General features: G+C 70.8%; 15 protein-coding genes. 14 read left to right on the forward strand and 1 reads right to left on the reverse strand.

Annotation, left to right across the window (positions count from 1 at the left end; translation table 11 throughout):
* Window positions 1-984: a DNA polymerase III subunit delta gene (holA, locus tag VXJ25_RS08205; protein WP_330958725.1), complete on the forward strand. Its 984-nt coding sequence runs from the start codon at window positions 1-3 to the stop codon at window positions 982-984.
* Between the two features lie 91 nt (window positions 985-1075).
* Here holA and rpsT read toward each other — a convergent pair whose 3' ends face one another.
* Window positions 1076-1339, reverse strand: coding sequence for a 30S ribosomal protein S20 (gene rpsT / locus VXJ25_RS08210; RefSeq protein WP_330958726.1), 264 nt, complete (start codon window positions 1337-1339; stop codon window positions 1076-1078).
* A 106-nt stretch (window positions 1340-1445) separates the two neighbouring features.
* Between rpsT and lepA the strand changes: the two genes are divergently transcribed.
* The 13 genes from lepA to VXJ25_RS08275 all read left to right on the forward strand — a co-directional run bounded on the left by lepA (window position 1446) and on the right by VXJ25_RS08275 (window position 16028).
* On the forward strand, window positions 1446-3257 hold the full coding sequence (gene lepA / locus VXJ25_RS08215; RefSeq protein ID WP_330958727.1) for a translation elongation factor 4: 1812 nt from the start codon (window positions 1446-1448) through the stop codon (window positions 3255-3257).
* Entirely contained in the window at window positions 3254-4405 is a 1152-nt protein-coding gene (locus VXJ25_RS08220; protein WP_330958728.1) for a tRNA dihydrouridine synthase, read from the forward strand. The genes lepA and VXJ25_RS08220 overlap by 4 nt, the downstream gene beginning before the upstream one ends.
* A complete protein-coding gene (locus VXJ25_RS08225) occupies window positions 4398-5666 on the forward strand; it encodes a coproporphyrinogen-III oxidase family protein (protein ID WP_330958729.1) in 1269 nt (422 codons plus the stop codon). The genes VXJ25_RS08220 and VXJ25_RS08225 overlap by 8 nt, the downstream gene beginning before the upstream one ends.
* 51 nt (window positions 5667-5717) lie before the next feature.
* Window positions 5718-6866 carry a DnaJ domain-containing protein gene (locus tag VXJ25_RS08230; RefSeq protein WP_330958730.1) on the forward strand — a complete coding sequence of 383 codons (1149 nt, stop codon included), beginning with the start codon at window positions 5718-5720 and terminating at the stop codon, window positions 6864-6866.
* Between the two features lie 92 nt (window positions 6867-6958).
* Window positions 6959-8212, forward strand: a complete 1254-nt coding sequence (dnaJ, locus tag VXJ25_RS08235; RefSeq protein ID WP_330958731.1) for a molecular chaperone DnaJ — start codon at window positions 6959-6961, stop codon at window positions 8210-8212.
* Complete coding sequence (locus VXJ25_RS08240; RefSeq protein ID WP_330958732.1) at window positions 8209-9522, forward strand: MiaB/RimO family radical SAM methylthiotransferase; 1314 nt, start codon at window positions 8209-8211, stop codon at window positions 9520-9522. Before dnaJ ends, VXJ25_RS08240 begins: the two co-directional genes overlap by 4 nt.
* Before the next feature lie 67 nt (window positions 9523-9589).
* Window positions 9590-10570 (forward strand): PhoH family protein, encoded by a 981-nt coding sequence (locus VXJ25_RS08245; protein WP_330958733.1) that lies wholly within the window; start codon window positions 9590-9592, stop codon window positions 10568-10570.
* The gene (gene ybeY, locus VXJ25_RS08250) at window positions 10570-11097 is read left to right on the forward strand and encodes an rRNA maturation RNase YbeY (protein WP_330958734.1); all 528 of its coding nucleotides are present in this window, start codon (window positions 10570-10572) and stop codon (window positions 11095-11097) included. Before VXJ25_RS08245 ends, ybeY begins: the two co-directional genes overlap by 1 nt.
* Complete coding sequence (locus VXJ25_RS08255) at window positions 11094-11468, forward strand: diacylglycerol kinase family protein (protein ID WP_330958735.1); 375 nt, start codon at window positions 11094-11096, stop codon at window positions 11466-11468. The genes ybeY and VXJ25_RS08255 overlap by 4 nt, the downstream gene beginning before the upstream one ends.
* Window positions 11469-11503: 35 nt before the next feature.
* Complete coding sequence (gene era, locus VXJ25_RS08260) at window positions 11504-12418, forward strand: GTPase Era (protein WP_330958736.1); 915 nt, start codon at window positions 11504-11506, stop codon at window positions 12416-12418.
* Window position 12419: 1 nt separating this feature from the next.
* On the forward strand, window positions 12420-13169 hold the full coding sequence (gene recO / locus VXJ25_RS08265) for a DNA repair protein RecO (protein WP_330958737.1): 750 nt from the start codon (window positions 12420-12422) through the stop codon (window positions 13167-13169).
* 169 nt (window positions 13170-13338) lie between these two features.
* A complete protein-coding gene (gene rpsO, locus VXJ25_RS08270; protein ID WP_330958738.1) occupies window positions 13339-13617 on the forward strand; it encodes a 30S ribosomal protein S15 in 279 nt (92 codons plus the stop codon).
* Window positions 13618-13781: 164 nt separating this feature from the next.
* Window positions 13782-16028, forward strand: coding sequence for a polyribonucleotide nucleotidyltransferase (locus VXJ25_RS08275; RefSeq protein WP_330958739.1), 2247 nt, complete (start codon window positions 13782-13784; stop codon window positions 16026-16028).
* The last annotated feature ends 205 nt before the right edge of the window (window positions 16029-16233 follow it).

The raw sequence follows: 16233 nt of genomic DNA on the forward strand, positions 1-16233 counted from the left end.
ATGGCGGTTGCGGGCAAGGCCGGAGGGAGGCTCCTCGCCGCCTACCTCGTGGTCGGTGCGGACGAGCTCAAGCGCGAGGTCGTGGTCAGGCGGCTGAAGGGCCGGCTAGACGAGGGGCTCGCGGCGTTCAACCTGGACGAGAGGGCGGCCTCCCCGGACCTCGAGCCGCAGGAGCTCGTCGCCTCGCTCAACACGCTGCCCGTCGGCGCCGCTTTCCGCCTCGTGATCGTCCACGGCGCGGACAAGCTCGCGAAGCCCGTCTCGGAGGCGATCGTCTCCTACCTCGCCAATCCCAACCCCGCATGCGTCCTGTGCCTCGTGGCGGAGTCCCTCTCCAAGGGCACGCGGCTCTACAAGGCGGTGGCCGCCGTGGGCAAGGGCGCGATCCTGGACTGCGCCCCGCCCAAGCGCTGGGAGCTCCCCAACTACGTGATCAAGCACGCGGCCTCGCCGAGCATCGGTATAAGCGTCGACCGGGACGCGGCCGAGGAGCTCGTGAGCAGGGTCGGCGAGAGCACGACGATGATCGACCGGCAGCTGAGGAGCCTCGCGGAGCTGTGCCGGGCGAGCGGCCGCGTGACCCTCGGGGACGTGGAGGACAACGTCGCGCGCACCGCGGAGGTGAAGCCCTGGGACTTCCTCGACGCCGTCTGCGCGCGGAGGGCGGACAGGGCCCTCGAGCTCTACCGGCTCATGGCGAACCCCTCCCACATCGCCCTTCTCGCGCTTCTGGTCTCCCGCCTGCGCGAGCTCGTCTGCGCCGCCTCGCTCGACCGGCGCGGGCGCGCCGGGGCCGTCGCCTCCGAGCTCGGCAAGAGGGACTGGCAGGTCAAGAACCACGTGCGCTGGGCGCGCGCGTTCGCCCCCGGCGAGCTCGAGGGGTGCCTCGTGGCCTGCGCCGCCTGCGAACGGGTGCTCAAGGGGACGGGCGACGACGAGACGGCCTTCGTGTCGCTCGTGCTCAGGATCTGCGGCAGGGCGTAGCCGCACGGCACAAGAAAAGGACCCGGGCAGCACCCCGGGTCCCACTCACCAGAAATATCGCTCAGAAGGGTCTTGCTACCTTGCGCTCAGCCTACTTGAGGGTGTTCACGAGCTTCTGGACGCCGCTCTTGCGGTCGGCGGCCTGGTTCTTGTGGATGATGCCCTTGGAGGCTGCCTTGTCGAGCAGGCGGCCGGCCTTGTTGGCGGCGGTCTGCGCGGCCTCGGCGTCGCCGGCCTCGACGGCCTTGCGGACGTCCTTGACGGCGGTCTTGAGCTCGGAGCGGACCGCGCGGTTGCGGACGCGGGCCTTCTCGGCGGTGAGGATGCGCTTCTTCTGAGACTTGATGTTTGCCACTTGAGGTTCCTTTCAAAGATTTCCAGTGAGGCCTCTACGCTGAGACACAGTTGAGGGCGAGTCGAGAGTATAGCAGGTGGGGCGGAAAAGGGGTATCATCCGGCCCATGACTACTTACGATACTTCACATATCCGCAACTTCTCTATCGTTGCGCACATCGACCACGGCAAGTCGACCATCTCGGACAGGATCCTCGAGCTCACGCACACCGTCGAGGAGCGCGACGTCTCCAAGCAGATGCTCGACACCATGGACATCGAGCAGGAGCGGGGCATCACCATCAAGTCGAACGCGGTGCGCGTGATGTATGCCGCCGACGACGGCCAGGAGTACCAGTTCAACCTCATCGACACCCCGGGCCACGTGGACTTCACCTACGAGGTCTCGCGCTCGCTCTCGGCCTGCGAGGGCGCGCTGCTCGTCGTGGACGCCACGCAGGGCGTCGAGGCGCAGACGGTCTCCAACGCCAACCTGGCGATGAACTCCGACCTCGACATCATCCCGGTCATCAACAAGATCGACCTGCCCTCGGCCCACCCGGAGGAGGTCAAGGAGGAGATCGAGGAGGACCTCGCCATCCCGGCCGACGACGCGGTGCTCGTCTCCGGCAAGACGGGCGAGGGCATCCATGAGCTCCTCGAGGCCATCGTCTACCTCGTGCGGCCGCCCGCGGGCGACGCCGAGGCGCCCCTGAAGGCGCTGATCCTCGACTCCTACTTCGACGAGTACCGGGGCGTCGTCGCCACGGTGCGCGTCTTCGACGGCGTCATGCGCAAGGGGCAGCAGCTCAGGATGATGGCCCTGGGCGACACCTTCCTCTGCGACGGGGTGGGCTGCAAGCGCCCGCTCGAGACGCCCCTCGCTGAGCTGGGCGTCGGCGAGGTGGGCTACGTCGTGACCGGCCTCAAGGACCCCTCGCTCGTGAAGACGGGCGACACCATCACCCTGGCGGACCGGCCCTGCGCCGAGGCCTGCCCCGGCTACCACGAGGCCAAGCCCATGGTCTTCACGGGCCTCTTCCCGATCGACAACAAGCAGTACGAGAACCTGAGGGACGCCCTCGAGAAGCTCAGGGTCAACGACCCGTCGCTGACCTGGGCGCCGGAGACCTCGGTCGCGCTGGGGTTCGGCTTCCGCGTCGGGTTTCTCGGGCTTCTCCACATGGAGGTCGTGAAGGAGCGCCTGGAGCGCGAGTTCGACCTCGACCTCATCGCCACCTCGCCCTCCGTCGACTACCACGTCTTCAGGACGGACGGCACGATGGTCGACATCACGAGCCCGCAGGACCTGCCCGACGTCACGCGCATCGACCACATCGAGGAGCCCTACCTCAAGGCGAAGGTCATCGTCCCGCCCGAGTTCATGGGCGCGGTCATGCAGCTCGTCGTGGAGCACCGCGGCGAGACGGGCAACATGGTCTACCTGTCGGAGAAGTCCGTGGAGGTCCACTTCGACATCCCGCTCGCCGAGCTCATCCTCGACTTCTTCGACCAGCTCAAGAGCCGCACGCGCGGCTACGCGTCGCTCGACTACGAGATGGGCGACTACCGCACGAGCGACCTCGTGAAGCTCGACATCATGCTCGCCGGCGAGACGGTCGACGCCCTCTCCTTCATCGTCCACCGCGACAAGGCCTACTCGATGGCGCGCGGCCTGTGCGACAAGCTCAAGGACATCATCCCGCGCCAGCAGTTCGAGGTGCCCATCCAGGGGGCGATCGGCAACAAGATCATCAGCCGTTCCACGGTGCGCGCCGTGCGCAAGGACGTGCTCGCGAAGTGCTACGGAGGCGACATCTCGCGCAAGCGCAAGCTCCTCGAGAAGCAGAAGGAGGGCAAGAAGCGCATGAAGGCCATCGGCTCGGTCGAGGTGCCGCAGGAGGCCTTCCTCGCCGTGCTGAAGGTGGACGACGAGTGAGCGCCGGAAGGGACGCGGGGACGGGGACGCACCCCGCCGCCGGGCGCAACCAGGCCGCGGGCTGCGCGGCCGCGGCCGTGCTCGAGGAGTGGGCGCCGGCAGCCGGCCTCTCCGCGCGCATCGCGCCCTTCCCGCGCACAGGCACCCTCGCCGAGCGCCTCGCGGCCAACCCCTTCCTCATGGCGCCGATGGCGGGCGTGAGCGACGCGGCATACCGCCTGCTCGCGCGTGCCGGCGGCGCCGCGCTGGCCTACACGGAGATGGTCTCCGTGGCGGGCCTGCACTACGGAGGGGAGAAGACCTGGGAGCTAGCCTGCCCCAGGGACCCCGAGCCGGACCTCGCGGTCCAGCTCTTCGGCTCCAAGCCCGAGCAGTTCCGCGAGGCGGCCGCCGCCGTCCAGGAGCGCCTGGGCGAGAAGCTCGTCCTCATCGACGTCAACATGGCCTGCCCCGTGCCGAAGGTGACGCGCAAGGGGGAGGGCTCGGCCCTGCTCGACGAGCCCGAGCTCGCCGCCCGGATCGTGCGCGCCTGCCTCGCCGAGGCCGACGTCCCCGTGACCTGCAAGATCCGCAAGGCCCGCACGAGCGCGGGGCCGGAGGTCGCGCCCGAGTTCGCCCGCGCGATGGCCGACGCCGGCGCCTCGGCCATCGCCGTGCACGGCCGCACCGCGAGCCAGCTCTACCGCGGCGAGGCCGACTGGGGCACCGTCGAGCGGGTCGCGGCTGCCGTGGACGTCCCCGTCATCGCCTCCGGCGACGTGCGCGACGCCTCGGCCGCCGTCAGGATCAGGCGCGAGACGGGCGCGTGCGCCGTGATGGTCGCGCGCGGTACCTACGGCAACCCGTGGGTCTTCTCCAACGCGCGCCGCCTGCTCGCCGGCGAGCCCGAGGTCGTCCCCACGGCGGAGCAGCGCCTCTCCGCGCTCGCGTGCCACGTCCTGCTGCTGGAGGCGACGGGCGCCCACCTCGCGCGCGCACGGAGCGCGGCGGGTTGGTACCTCAAGGGGATGCCCGACGCCTCGACGTGGCGGGACAGGGCGATGCGGTGCCGGACGGTCGACGACTACCTCGCGCTCGCCTCGGCCCTCCGCGCGCAGCTCGCGGAGGAAGGCGCCGCCCGCGCGGCCGAGGGGGAGCGGCGTGCCTAGCGCCGACGGCTGGGAGCCGCGCCTCCACGAGGCTGGGGCCGAGGCGCTCTACCTCCACGTGCCGTTCTGCGCGCGCAAGTGCGCCTACTGCGACTTCGCCTCGTGGACGACGCGGCGGGACGACCCCCTCATGGGCGCCTACGAGGCCGCCCTGGAGCGCGAGGTCGAGGAGGTAGCTTCGGCGGGGCTGCTCGGAGCCTGTGCGACCGCCTACGTGGGAGGGGGTACGCCGTCGCTTCTGGGGGAGCGCCTCCTGCCCCGGCTCGTCTCGACCGTGACGAGCCGCGCCCCCGTCTCAGAGCTCACCTGCGAGGCCAACCCCGAGTCGCTTACGGACGCCCTCGTGGAGGGGGTCGCCCGCTCCGGCTGCACGAGGCTCTCCATCGGCGTGCAGAGCCTTCGGGACGAGGAGCTCGAGGCCCTCGGCAGGGTGCACGATGCGAGGCTCGCTCGCGAGCGCGTGGGCGCCGCCGTCGCCTCGGGTCTCGACGTCTCGGTCGACCTCATGTGCGCGACGCCCCTGCAGACGGACGAGAGCTGGGACGCCACCCTCGAGGGCGCCATCGCCCTGGGCGTCGGCCACGTGAGCGTCTACCCGCTCGCCATCGAGGAGGGCACGGCCCTCTGGCGGCGCTACGGGGACGCCCCCGTCGCGTGGAACGACCCGGACGTGCAGGCCCGGCGCATGAGGCGCGCCGAGGAGGCGCTCGGGCGGGCGGGCCTTGCGCGCTACGAGGTCGCGAGCTACGCGCGGCCCGGCAGGCGCTGCGAGCACAACGTCGCCTACTGGACCGGCAGGCCCTACCTGGGGCTCGGCGTGCGCGCCTCGTCGATGCTCGCGCGGGAGGGCTACGAGCGCCTCCGCCGCGTCGCGACGTCCCTGCCCGCGCTGCCGCCGAGCGCGGCCCGCGTGAGGCTCACGGTCGCGGACGGCCGCGTGGGGGTGGCGGAGAGGCCCTCCCTGGCCGAGCGCCACTGGGACCTCGAGGTCCTCGACGAGGGGCAGGCCGCAGCAGAGGACCTCATGCTCGGCTTCAGGCTCTCCTCGGGCGTGGGCCCGGCCCTCCTCGGGCACGCCCGGGGCGCCTTGGGGGCCGCCCGGGTCGACGCGATGGCCGAGCGGATGCTGGCGCGCGGGCTCGTCAGGGAGACTGCGGCGGGCGGCATCGCGCCGACCGAATCTGGGTGGCTTCTTGGAAACGAGCTGTTCGGTGCCTGCTGGGAACTCGCCGAGGGTACCATAGAAGAGCTTCGCTGCTGACAGGTTGGTCGTGGCCGCGGCGCCCTGGGCGCGCGGGTAGGGGGATATGCCATGGCGGCTATGAACGAGAAGGACTACTACGCCATACTCGGCGTGGAGGAGAACGCGACGACGGACGAGATCCGCCGCGCCTTCCAGCAGAAGGCGCGCAAGCTCCACCCCGACGTCAACAAGGCGCCGGACGCCGAGGAGCGCTTCAAGGAGGTCTCCGAGGCCTACGCGGTCCTGTCCGACGAGAGCAAGCGCAAGCGCTACGACGCCATGCGCTCCGGCGTCCCCTTCCAGGGAGCCGCCGGCGGCTCCCAGCCGGGCTACGCGGGCGGCTACGGCGACCCCTTCGGCGGCTATGGCGACCCCTTCGCGGGCTTCGGCGGCTTCCCCTTCGGCGGGGGCGGCTTCCGCACCACCACCCGCCGCTCCCGGGCCTACAACCCGCGCGCGGGCAAGGACGTGGCCTACTCCGTGGACCTCTCGGACGAGGAGGCGCGCAGCGGCACGCGACGCGGCGTCACCTTCCAGCGCTACGCCACGTGCGACGTCTGCCACGGCTCGGGCTCCGTCGAGCACGCACGGCCCGTCACCTGCCCGACCTGCGGCGGCACGGGCCGCATGCACGTCGACCTCTCCGGGATCTTCGGCTTCGGCGTCATCGAGGTCGAGTGCCCCGAGTGCGAGGGCTCCGGCCAGGTGGTGGAGGACCCCTGCGGCTCCTGCGGCGGCTCCGGCCGCGTGCTCACCGCGAGCGAGGTCGTGGTGGACATCCCCGCGGGGTCGCACGACGGCGACGAGGTCCGCGTGAGGGGCATGGGCAACGCCGGCACCAACGGCAAGGAGTCGGGCGACTTCGTGTGCCGGGTCGGCGTCCCGAGCGAGCGGGTGACCCAGGGGCAGGCGATCGGCCTGGAGATCGTCGGCTTCTTCCTGCCCTTCACGCTCGTCTCGCTCCTCTCGCTCGCGCTGGGCCTCGGCGGGGGCGTCCCCGTCGTGGACCTCGTCTTCATAGCGGTGGGCGTGCTCATAGCCTGCCAGGACGGCGTCGCGCACAAGAGCCGGCGCTGGTGGAGGAACGCCTGGTACGCGATGCGCAACGGCTTCGCCATCGGCCTGGTCATCGCCCTGCTCTTCCTCCTCATGAGCTCCTGCTCCGCGTCGGCGCTCACCGCGGCGCCGCGCGGGGGCGCGGGCGGGCTCAACGCCTAGGTTTCGCCCGCGGCCGTTTGGGGTAATAAGAGTTTGCTCGTCAGGAATAGGTACCGTGCGGCCGGCTTGGCCGTCTCGAGGGATTGGTTAGAGTGGCAGACAAGGACTACTACGAGGTGCTCGGCGTGTCGAGGGACGCCGACCAGAGGACGATCAAGCGCGCCTTCCTCAAGCTCGCGCGCAAGCTCCACCCGGACGTCAACAAGGAGCCGGACGCGGAGGAGCGCTTCAAGGAGGTGAACGAGGCCTACTCGGTCCTCTCCGACGAGCGCAAGCGCGCCAACTACGACCAGTACGGCAACCCCGACGGCCCGGGCGGCTTCGGTTCCGACTACGTGGACATGTCGGACATCTTCAACGGCGGCGGCTTCGGCATCAACGACATCTTCGACTCCTTCTTCGGCGGCGGCAGGTCACAGGGCGCCGGGCGCGCGGCGCGTACGCGCGGGCGCGACATGGGCATCACCATGAGGATCACCCTCGAGGAGGCGGCCGCCGGCTGCACCAAGACCATCGCCTACGACCGCCTGGCCCCCTGCGACGACTGCGGGGGCACGGGCGTCGCCGAGGGCGGCAAGGAGAAGCCCTGCGACCGCTGCCACGGCACCGGGCGCGTGGTGGAGGTCCAGCGTACGATCTTCGGGCAGATGCAGACCCAGTCGACCTGCCCGGTCTGCCACGGCACCGGCAAGGTCGTCGACAAGCCGTGCGAGACCTGCGACGGCCAGGGCCGGACCCCCTCCCACGAGACCGTGAAGGTCGAGATCCCGGCCGGCGTGCACTCCGGCCAGACGATACGCCTGCCGGGCTACGGCGAGGCGGGCGTGCGCGGCGACTCCGCCGGAGACCTCGTCGTCTCGGTCAAGGTGGCGGAGAGCGAGCGCTTCGAGCGCCAGGGCGACGACCTGTTCTGCGAGGTGAGCGTCGACTCCCTCGAGGCGATTCTCGGCACGAGGGTCGAGGTCGACGGCATCCTCGCCGGCGAGCGCGTCGTCGTGGAGGTGCCCGCGGGCTGCCAGTTCGGCCAGCAGGTCAGGGTCGAGGGCAAGGGCATGCCGAGGCTCAACTCCCACGCGCGCGGCAACCTCTTCGCCGTCGTGCGCGTGGTGACGCCGACCAACCTGAGCGAGGGCCTGCTCGAGCACGTTCGCGCCGTCGCCTCCGTCATGCACCCTGCGGGCGACGAGCGCGAGGAGGCGGAGGCCCCTGCGGGCACCAAGGGCGGGGCGTCCGACGGGTCCCCCGCAACGAGCGACGCGGACGCCGGTGCCGCCGGGGCGGCCGGCGAGAGGCGCCACGCCGCCAAGAGGCAGAAGCGCTCGCCCTTCCACGGAAGGAAGAAGTGAGCGCCGCGGGGGGAGCGCCCGGGTTCGCCGTCGTGAACCTGGGCTGTCGCGTCAACAGGGTCGAGACGGACCTCGTCGCCGCCGCGCTCGAGCGCGCGGGGCTCAGGATGGTGGGGCAAGACGAGGCGGACCTCGTCGTGGTCAACACCTGCGCGGTCACGGGCGAGGCGGAGACGAAGACGCGCAAGGTGATTCGCCATGCGGCGCGCCTCCCCAAGGCGCCGCTCGTCGTGGCCACGGGCTGCGTCGCGAGCCTCTTCTCCGAGGAGCTCTCCTCGCTTGCCCCCAACGTCGTCGTGGAGGCCGACAAGTCGCTCGTCGCTCGTCGCGCCCTCGAGGCGCTCGGCCTGGGGGCGGGCGCGGTCTCCGACGCGGGCGAGCTCGCGAGCTCGCCGACGCCGACCGGCCGGTCGCGCCCGGGCATCAAGGTCCAGGACGGCTGCGACAACCGCTGCACCTACTGCATCGTCTGGAAGGCGCGCGGCGCCGGGCGGTCGCTGCCGGCGGACCGGGTGCTCGCGGCCGTCCGCGAGGCCTGCGCGCGCGACGCGCACGAGGTCGTGCTCACCGGAATCAACCTCGGGCGATACGCGTCGGGCGACGCGCGGGGCCGCGAGATCGGCCTCGCCGGCCTGCTCTCGCTCATCCTGGACGAGACGCCCGTCGAGCGCGTGCGCCTCTCGTCCATAGAGCCGCCCGACGTCACGGGGGAGCTCCTCGACGTCATGGCCTCCTCCGGGGGGCGCGTGGCCCCCTTCCTGCACGTCTGTCTCCAGTCCGGCTGCGACGCCACCCTGAGGCGGATGGGGCGCGTCTACGATGCGGCCTCCTTCCGGCGCGTCTGCGAGCTCAGCCGGGAGGCGCTGCCCGGCGTGGCGCTCGGCACCGACCTCATCGTGGGCTTCCCGGGCGAGACGGACGAGGAGTTCGAGGAGTCCCTCGGCTTCTGCCGCGAGATGTCGTTCGCGAAGATGCACGTGTTCCGCTACTCGAGGCGCCCCGGTACGCCGGCGGCCGACGCCCCGGGCCAGGTGGCGCCCAAGGTCATGGCGGAGCGGAGCCGCCGGGTGCGCGACCTCGCCGCGAGGATGCGCGCCCACGAGGCGTCGCTGCACGTCGGGGAGATGGATGACGTGCTCGTGGAGTACCCCGGCAGGGGCGTCTCGGGCGGCCTCTTCGACGTCCTCGTCGACCCGCGCGTCCCTGTCGGCGAGGTGGCGCGCGTGAGGATGGTGCGCGCCCTCGAGGACGGCACCCTGGTGGGCGAGGCCGTGCGACAGCCGGGGGCAAGTGCCCTATCATCGAAGTGAGGACGCCCGCGGGGCGGGGCGCGCCGAGGTGCGCGCCCCGTGCGGGCAGCAAGATGCCAGGAGGAGCATGGAGCCGACCAACATCCGTCTGACCATCCCCGACTCGGTGGACCCCACGGCCCTGATGGGGCCCGCCGACGCCCTTCTCCGCCGCATAGAGGAGAAGTCCGAGGCCATGATCTGCGTCCGAGGCAACCAGGTGTCCGTCACCGGCCCCGCCGGCGCGGTCGCCGAGGCCACGACGGTCTTCTCGCGCCTGATCGGGCTCGTGGAGTCCGGGGAGACGCCCTCGGTCGCCGACGTGGACCTCATCGTTGGGCAGGTCGCGCACGGGGCGGGGAGGATGGAGCGCTCGGGCGACGACGTCGTGCTCACGTACCGCGGGCGCGCCGTCAGGCCCAAGACGCCCGGGCAGCGCCGCTACATCGAGGCCATCAGGGCCAACACGATCACGTTCGGCGTGGGCCCGGCGGGCACCGGCAAGACCTACCTGGCCATGGCCATGGCCGTGGCGGCCCTGAAGCGGCGCGAGGTCGGCCGGATCGTGCTGGCGAGGCCCGTCGTGGAGGCGGGGGAGTCGCTCGGCTACCTGCCCGGCACCCTGGAGGAGAAGCTCGATCCCTACGTGAGGCCCCTCTACGACGCGCTGTTCGACCTGACGGGCCGCGAGCGGGGCAACGAGCTCATCGAGCAGGGCGTGATAGAGATAGCGCCGCTCGCCTTCATGCGCGGGCGGACCTTCAACGACGCCTTCGTGATCCTCGACGAGGCGCAGAACACGACGCCCGAGCAGATGAAGATGTTTCTCACGCGCCTCGGGTTCCACAGCAGGTTCGTGGTCACGGGCGACGCCTCGCAGCGGGACGTGCGCGGCGCGAACGGCCTCGAGCAGGCCCGACGCGTGCTGGGCGGCGTGGAGGACGTCGCCTTCGTGTCTCTCGACAGGAACGACATCGTGCGCCACTCGCTCGTGGCCCGCATCGTCGACGCCTACAATGAGGCGGAGGCGGCCGAGCGGCAGGCCCGCGCGAGGGGGAGGGAGCAGTGATGGGCGCAAGCCAGGCATCGGAGGAGCTCTTCGACATCAGCCACGAGGATGGGGTCGAGGCTCCCCTCACCGACGACGAGATCAGGCGCACCGTCGCCTTCGTCCTCGCCGAGGAGGGCGTCACCCGCCCCTGCCTCGTCTCCGTCTCCTTGGTCGGCGACGGGCGCATCCACGAGCTCAACCGCGAGTGGCGCGGCGTCGACCGCGCGACCGACGTGATCTCGCTCGAGTGCGAGCGCCCGGACGACCCCGACCTCGCGGACGGCGAGCCCTGCGAGCTGGGCGACATCGCGCTCGCCCCCGCCTACATCGAGCGGCAGGCGGCGGGCTTCGGGACCTCCCCGGCAGCCGAGTTCACGCTCCTCCTCGTCCACGGTACGCTCCACCTGCTCGGCTACGACCACATTGAGGACGCCGACGCCGAGGTCATGGAGGCCCGCGAGGACGAGCTCGTCTCAGCCCTGCTGGGCGGGGCCGGCCTCGGCCACGTGACGACGACCAGGCACAGGGGCGCTGAAGGCGCATGATACCCGGCCAGAAGGAAAACCACCCGACCTTCCGGCGCAGCTTCCTCTTCGCGGCCCAGGGCTTCCGCACGGCGGTCAGGACCGAGCGGAACATCAAGGTCATGCTCGCCGGCGGCGCCCTCGCCATCGCGCTCGGTGTCGCGTGCGGGGTCGACCTGCTCGGCTGGGCGGCGATCGTCGTCTGCTGCGGAGCGGTCATCTCCGCCGAGCTGCTGAACACCGCCATCGAGACGGTCGTCGACCTCGTCTCGCCCGAGTTCCACCCCCTCGCCGGCCGCGCCAAGGACATCGCCGCCGCCGCCGTCTGGGTCCTCTCGATTGCCGCCGCCGTCGTGGGCGCCCTGGTGTACGCGAGGGCCCTGCTCGGCTGACGCGCCGGCGCCCCACCAAAGGACTTAGGAGCAACATGAGCGATAACACCGCACAGACCCCCTTCACCAGCGGCTTCGTGGCCCTCGTCGGCCGTGCCAACGCCGGCAAGTCGACGCTGCTCAACGCGGCGCTCGGCCAGAAGGTGGCAATCACGAGCCCCGTGGCGCAGACTACCCGCAAGCGCCTGCGCGCCGTCATCAACACGGACTCCTCGCAGCTGGTCATCGTCGACACCCCGGGCCTGCACAAGCCCAAGGACGCGCTCGGCAAGGAGCTCAACCGCTCCGCCCTGGCCGAGCTGGAGGACGTGGACGCCGTCGCCATGCTCGTCGACGCCACCAAGCCGGTGGGCACGGGCGACGAGTGGGTCGCAGGCCACGTGAAGGCCTGCGACGCCCCCTACAAGCTCCTAGTCCTGACCAAGGCGGACCTCTCCGGGCCGGAGCAGATGGCCTCCCAGCTCGAGGCCGCCCGCGCCCTGCTCGACTGGGACGACGAGCTCGTCGTCTCCGCCAAGACCGGATTCAACGTCGACTCCTTCGTCGAGCTCGTCTCGCGCCACCTCCCCGAGGGGCCCCGGTGGTTCCCGGAGGACATGAGCTGCGACGCCACCACCGAGGAGCTCGTCGCAGAGTTCGTGCGCGAGAAGGCCTTCCTCAACCTCAGGGAGGAGATCCCGCACTCCGTCGGCGTCGTCTGCGACTCGATCGAGTACGCGCGCGACCACGCCTCCATCGAGGCCACCATCATCGTCGAGCGCGAGGGCCAGAAGGGCATCGTGATCGGCCACGGCGGCCGCATGATCAAGAAGATCGGCACGGAGGCCCGCCGCGACATCGAGCGACTCCTCGGGCGCAGGGTCTACCTCGACCTCAGCGTGAGGGTCCAGCCCGCCTGGAGGCGCGACCAGAACGAGATCCGCCGCCTCGGCTACGACGCGGGCGAGTAGATTGGCGGGCAGGCGCACCTATCGCACCAAGGCCATCGTGCTCGGCCACACCAAGTTGGCCGAGCAGGACCTCATCCTCACGCTCCTCTCCGAGACGGGAGAGCAGCTGCGCGCCGTCGCCAAGGGCGCGCGCAAGCCCGGGGGCAGGCTCGCGGCCCGTGTCGAGCTCTTCTGCGAGAGCGACTTCCTCCTCGCGCGGGGCCGGAGCCTGGACGTCGTCTCCGAGGCGCAGGTGACGTGCGCGCACGCGGGGCTGCGGGGTGACCTCGAGCGGGTCTCGGCGGCCTCGGCCGTCTGCGAGGTGGCCCGGCTCACGAGCTTCGAGGACGCGGAGGACCCCTTCCTCCACGCGATCCTCGCACGCGCGCTCACCGCGCTCGAGCAGGCGCCCGACCAGGGGAGGCTCGACCTTGCGGTAGCGGCCTACGCGTTCAAGGTGCTCGCGCACAGCGGCTGGAGGCCCGAGCTCGACTCCTGCGTCGCGTGCGGGGACGCGAGCGTCACGTTCTTCTCTGCCCCGTTCGGGGGGACGCTCTGCTCGAGCTGCGCGAGGAACGTCGCGGGAGCGGAGCCCGTCGACGCGCGCACGCTCGCGTGGCTGCGCTCGCTCCTGCGCTCGACCTTCGACGAGCTGGGGAGGGCCGAGGTTGACGTGGCGACCTCCACGGAGCTGCTCTCGTACGCCCACGTCTGGGCGGCGACGCACCTCGACGCGCGGCTCAGGGCCTTCGAGTTCATGCTCTCGCTCTAGCCGCGGGACGTGGACGGCGCGCGTGCAGTTCTTGTGCGCGTGCCCCCGGGGCGGGACGCGACGCCTCCCCGTGCTACTATTGCAAAGGTTGTACCTCCTACCTAGCGGCCCGCTCATGCCAGGCGGCCGACCCGGTCCGAGGCGAATTCACGAGAGAAAGGCGTCACACATGGCAGTTACCAAGGAGCGCAAGGCCGAGCTCATCAAGCAGTACGGCAAGGACGAGCACGACTCCGGTTCCGCGGAGGTCCAGGTCGCCCTGTTGACCGAGCGCATCAAGGGCCTCACCGAGCACGTGAAGGTCCACAAGCACGACCACCACACCCGTCGTGGCCTGCTGATGCTCGTCGGCAAGCGTCGTCGCCTCCTGTCCTACATCAAGCAGCAGGACATCGAGAACTACCGCAGCCTCATCAAGAGCCTCGGTATCCGCGACAACGTCCAGTAGCCTTCTGGTAGTGGGGGAGCGCCTTCGGGCGCTCCTTTCGGATTGCGCCGGCGAACCCGGCGCGCGGGAGGCGCGATGCGTCGCGCACGCCGCGAGGGCGGCGTCCCGAGGGCCCCGCAAGACGGCCCGCCTGCGATGGGGCAGGCGGAGATAAGAGGAAAAGAATGGCAAAGGTTACGCACGAGTTCGACCTGTACGGCAAGCACTACAAGCTGGAGACGGGCGAGCTCGCGAAGCAGGCGACCGGCGAGTGCCTGGTCTCCTGCGGCGACTCCACGGTCAACGTCACCGTCGTCGTCTCGAAGGAGCGCAAGAACTACGACTTCTTCCCGCTGACGGTCGACTTCATCGAGCGCATGTACGCCGTGGGCCGCATCCCCGGCGGCTACCTCAAGCGCGAGGCGCGCCCCTCCGAGAAGGCCACCCTCACCGCGCGCATGATCGACCGCCCGATCCGCCCGTCGTTCCCCGACGGCTTCAGGAACGAGGTCCAGATCGTCGCCATGCCGCTCGTCGCCGACCAGGTCAACTCGGTCGACACGATCTGCATCATGGGCGCCTCCGCCGCCCTCACCGTCGGCGGCGTCCCCTTCGAGGGGCCGCTCGCGGGCGTGAGGATCGGCCGCAACCCCGAGACGGGCGAGTTCCTCGTGAACCCCACCTACGAGGAGCGCGACGCCTCCGACCTCGACCTCGAGCTCGGCGGCTCCGCGACCTTCATCTCCATGCTCGAGGCGGGCGCCAAGGAGATCTCCGAGGAGGACATGCTCGACGCCATGGCCTTCGGCCAGGAGGCGATCGCGGCCTTCTGCGAGGAGGAGAAGAAGTTCTTCGCCAAGGTCGAGGAGGCCAACGGCCCCTTCCCGAAGCGCGAGTACGTGCTCGACGAGCCCGTGCCCGAGGTGCACGAGCGCGTCTTCGCCCACTTCGACGAGATGAGCGCCGCGCTGCGCGACGCCGACAAGCTCTCCCGCATCGGCAAGGTAGAGGCGCTCAAGGAGTCCATCCGCGCCGAGTTCTCCGAGGACGAGCAGGCCGAGTGGGACCGCGCCATCCCCGTCGAGCTCAAGGGCCTCGAGAAGCACGCCATGCGCAAGATGGTCGTCGAGACCGGAGAGCGCGTGGACGGGCGTAGCGCGACCGAGGTGCGCCCGCTCATGGTCAAGCCCAACTACCTGCCCCTGGTCCACGGCTCCGGCCTCTTCCAGCGCGGCCAGACCCAGGTGCTCTCCGTCTGCACCCTGGGCATGCTCAACGAGTGGCAGCGCCTCGACACCATCGAGCCGGTCGACGGCAAGCGCTACATCCACCATTACAACTTCCCGCCCTACTGCACCGGCGAGACCGGCCGCATGGGCAGCCCCAAGCGCCGCGAGATCGGCCACGGCAACCTCGCGGAGCGCGCGCTGCTCCCGGTGATCCCCTCCGAGGACGAGTTCCCCTACACCATCCGCGTCGTGTCCGACGTGATGGAGTCCAACGGCTCCTCCTCGATGGCCTCCACCTGCGGCTCCACGCTCGCGCTGATGGACGCCGGCGTGCCCATCAAGCGCCCCGTCTCCGGCGTCGCCATGGGCCTCATCCAGGAGGAGGGCAAGACCGTCGTCCTGACCGACATCCAGGGCCTCGAGGACTTCCTCGGCGACATGGACTTCAAGGTCACGGGCACCACCAAGGGCATCACCGCCATGCAGATGGACAACAAGGCCACCGGCCTCACGCCCGAGATCCTGCGCCAGGCGCTCCAGCAGGCGCACGAGGGCCGCATGTTCATCCTCGACGCCATGCTCGACCAGATCCCCGCGCCGCGCGAGGAGACCAAGGAGTCCGCGCCCAAGATCGTCTCGCTGACCATCCCGACCGACAAGATCCGCGACGTCATCGGCTCCGGCGGCAAGGTCATCCGCGGCATCCAGGACGACACGGGCGCCACGATCGACATCCAGGAGGACGGCAACGTCTTCATCGCCGGCACGGCCGAGTGCGCCAAGGAGGCCGCGGAGCGCATCCGCGCCATCGTGAAGGTGCCCGAGGTCGGCGAGGAGTACACGGGCCGCGTCGTGGGCATCCAGCCCTTCGGCGCCTTCGTCGAGCTCCTGCCCGGCAAGGACGGCCTGCTGCACATCTCCCGCGTCGCCAAGGGCCGCGTGGACAAGGTCGAGGACGTCCTGAACATCGGCGACGAGGTCAAGGTCAAGGTTCTCGAGGTGGACGAGAAGGGCAAGATCTCGCTCGACCGCCTCGACAAGCCCGAGGCACCGGCGAACGCCGGTCGCGGCGAGCGCAAGGAGCACTCCGAGCGCCCGCGCGCCCGTCAGCACCGCCACCCCGGCGACCAGGGCGGCTCCAGGGAGGGCGGCGCGCCCAAGGGCCAGGGACGCCAGCCCAGGCGCCACCACGAGGGCCAGTAGCGACTGAGGTCCTGCCCGCCCCATCCCATGGTCGGCGGCTTGGCGACACAGGTGAGAAGGACCCGCCGTCGTGCGGCGACCTTAGAGCAGAGGGCCGGCTTCGGAGCGCTTCCGGGGCCGGCCCCTTGTTGCGCAACGGAGACGCGCGCGCCTGGGGTATCGTTCTTCTCCGAGCAGGCAGGCAGGTGGATGCTCGCTGACCGGA

This window comes from Olsenella absiana (genome assembly GCF_036408855.1).
GTDB lineage: Bacteria > Actinomycetota > Coriobacteriia > Coriobacteriales > Atopobiaceae > Olsenella_K > Olsenella_K absiana.

Excerpts from the sequence above, each read along its gene's own strand:
- VXJ25_RS08255 (WP_330958735.1), top strand. The coding sequence starts at position 11,094 with ATGATACCCGGCCAGAAGGAAAACCACCCGACCTTCCGGCGCAGCTTC.
- VXJ25_RS08245 (WP_330958733.1), top strand. The coding sequence starts at position 9,590 with ATGGAGCCGACCAACATCCGTCTGACCATCCCCGACTCGGTGGACCCC.
- VXJ25_RS08275 (WP_330958739.1), top strand. The coding sequence starts at position 13,782 with ATGGCAAAGGTTACGCACGAGTTCGACCTGTACGGCAAGCACTACAAG.
- VXJ25_RS08230 (WP_330958730.1), top strand. The coding sequence starts at position 5,718 with ATGGCGGCTATGAACGAGAAGGACTACTACGCCATACTCGGCGTGGAG.
- lepA (WP_330958727.1), top strand. The coding sequence starts at position 1,446 with ATGACTACTTACGATACTTCACATATCCGCAACTTCTCTATCGTTGCG.
- ybeY (WP_330958734.1), top strand. The coding sequence starts at position 10,570 with ATGGGCGCAAGCCAGGCATCGGAGGAGCTCTTCGACATCAGCCACGAG.
- rpsO (WP_330958738.1), top strand. The coding sequence starts at position 13,339 with ATGGCAGTTACCAAGGAGCGCAAGGCCGAGCTCATCAAGCAGTACGGC.
- era (WP_330958736.1), top strand. The coding sequence starts at position 11,504 with ATGAGCGATAACACCGCACAGACCCCCTTCACCAGCGGCTTCGTGGCC.
- holA (WP_330958725.1), top strand. The coding sequence starts at position 1 with ATGGCGGTTGCGGGCAAGGCCGGAGGGAGGCTCCTCGCCGCCTACCTC.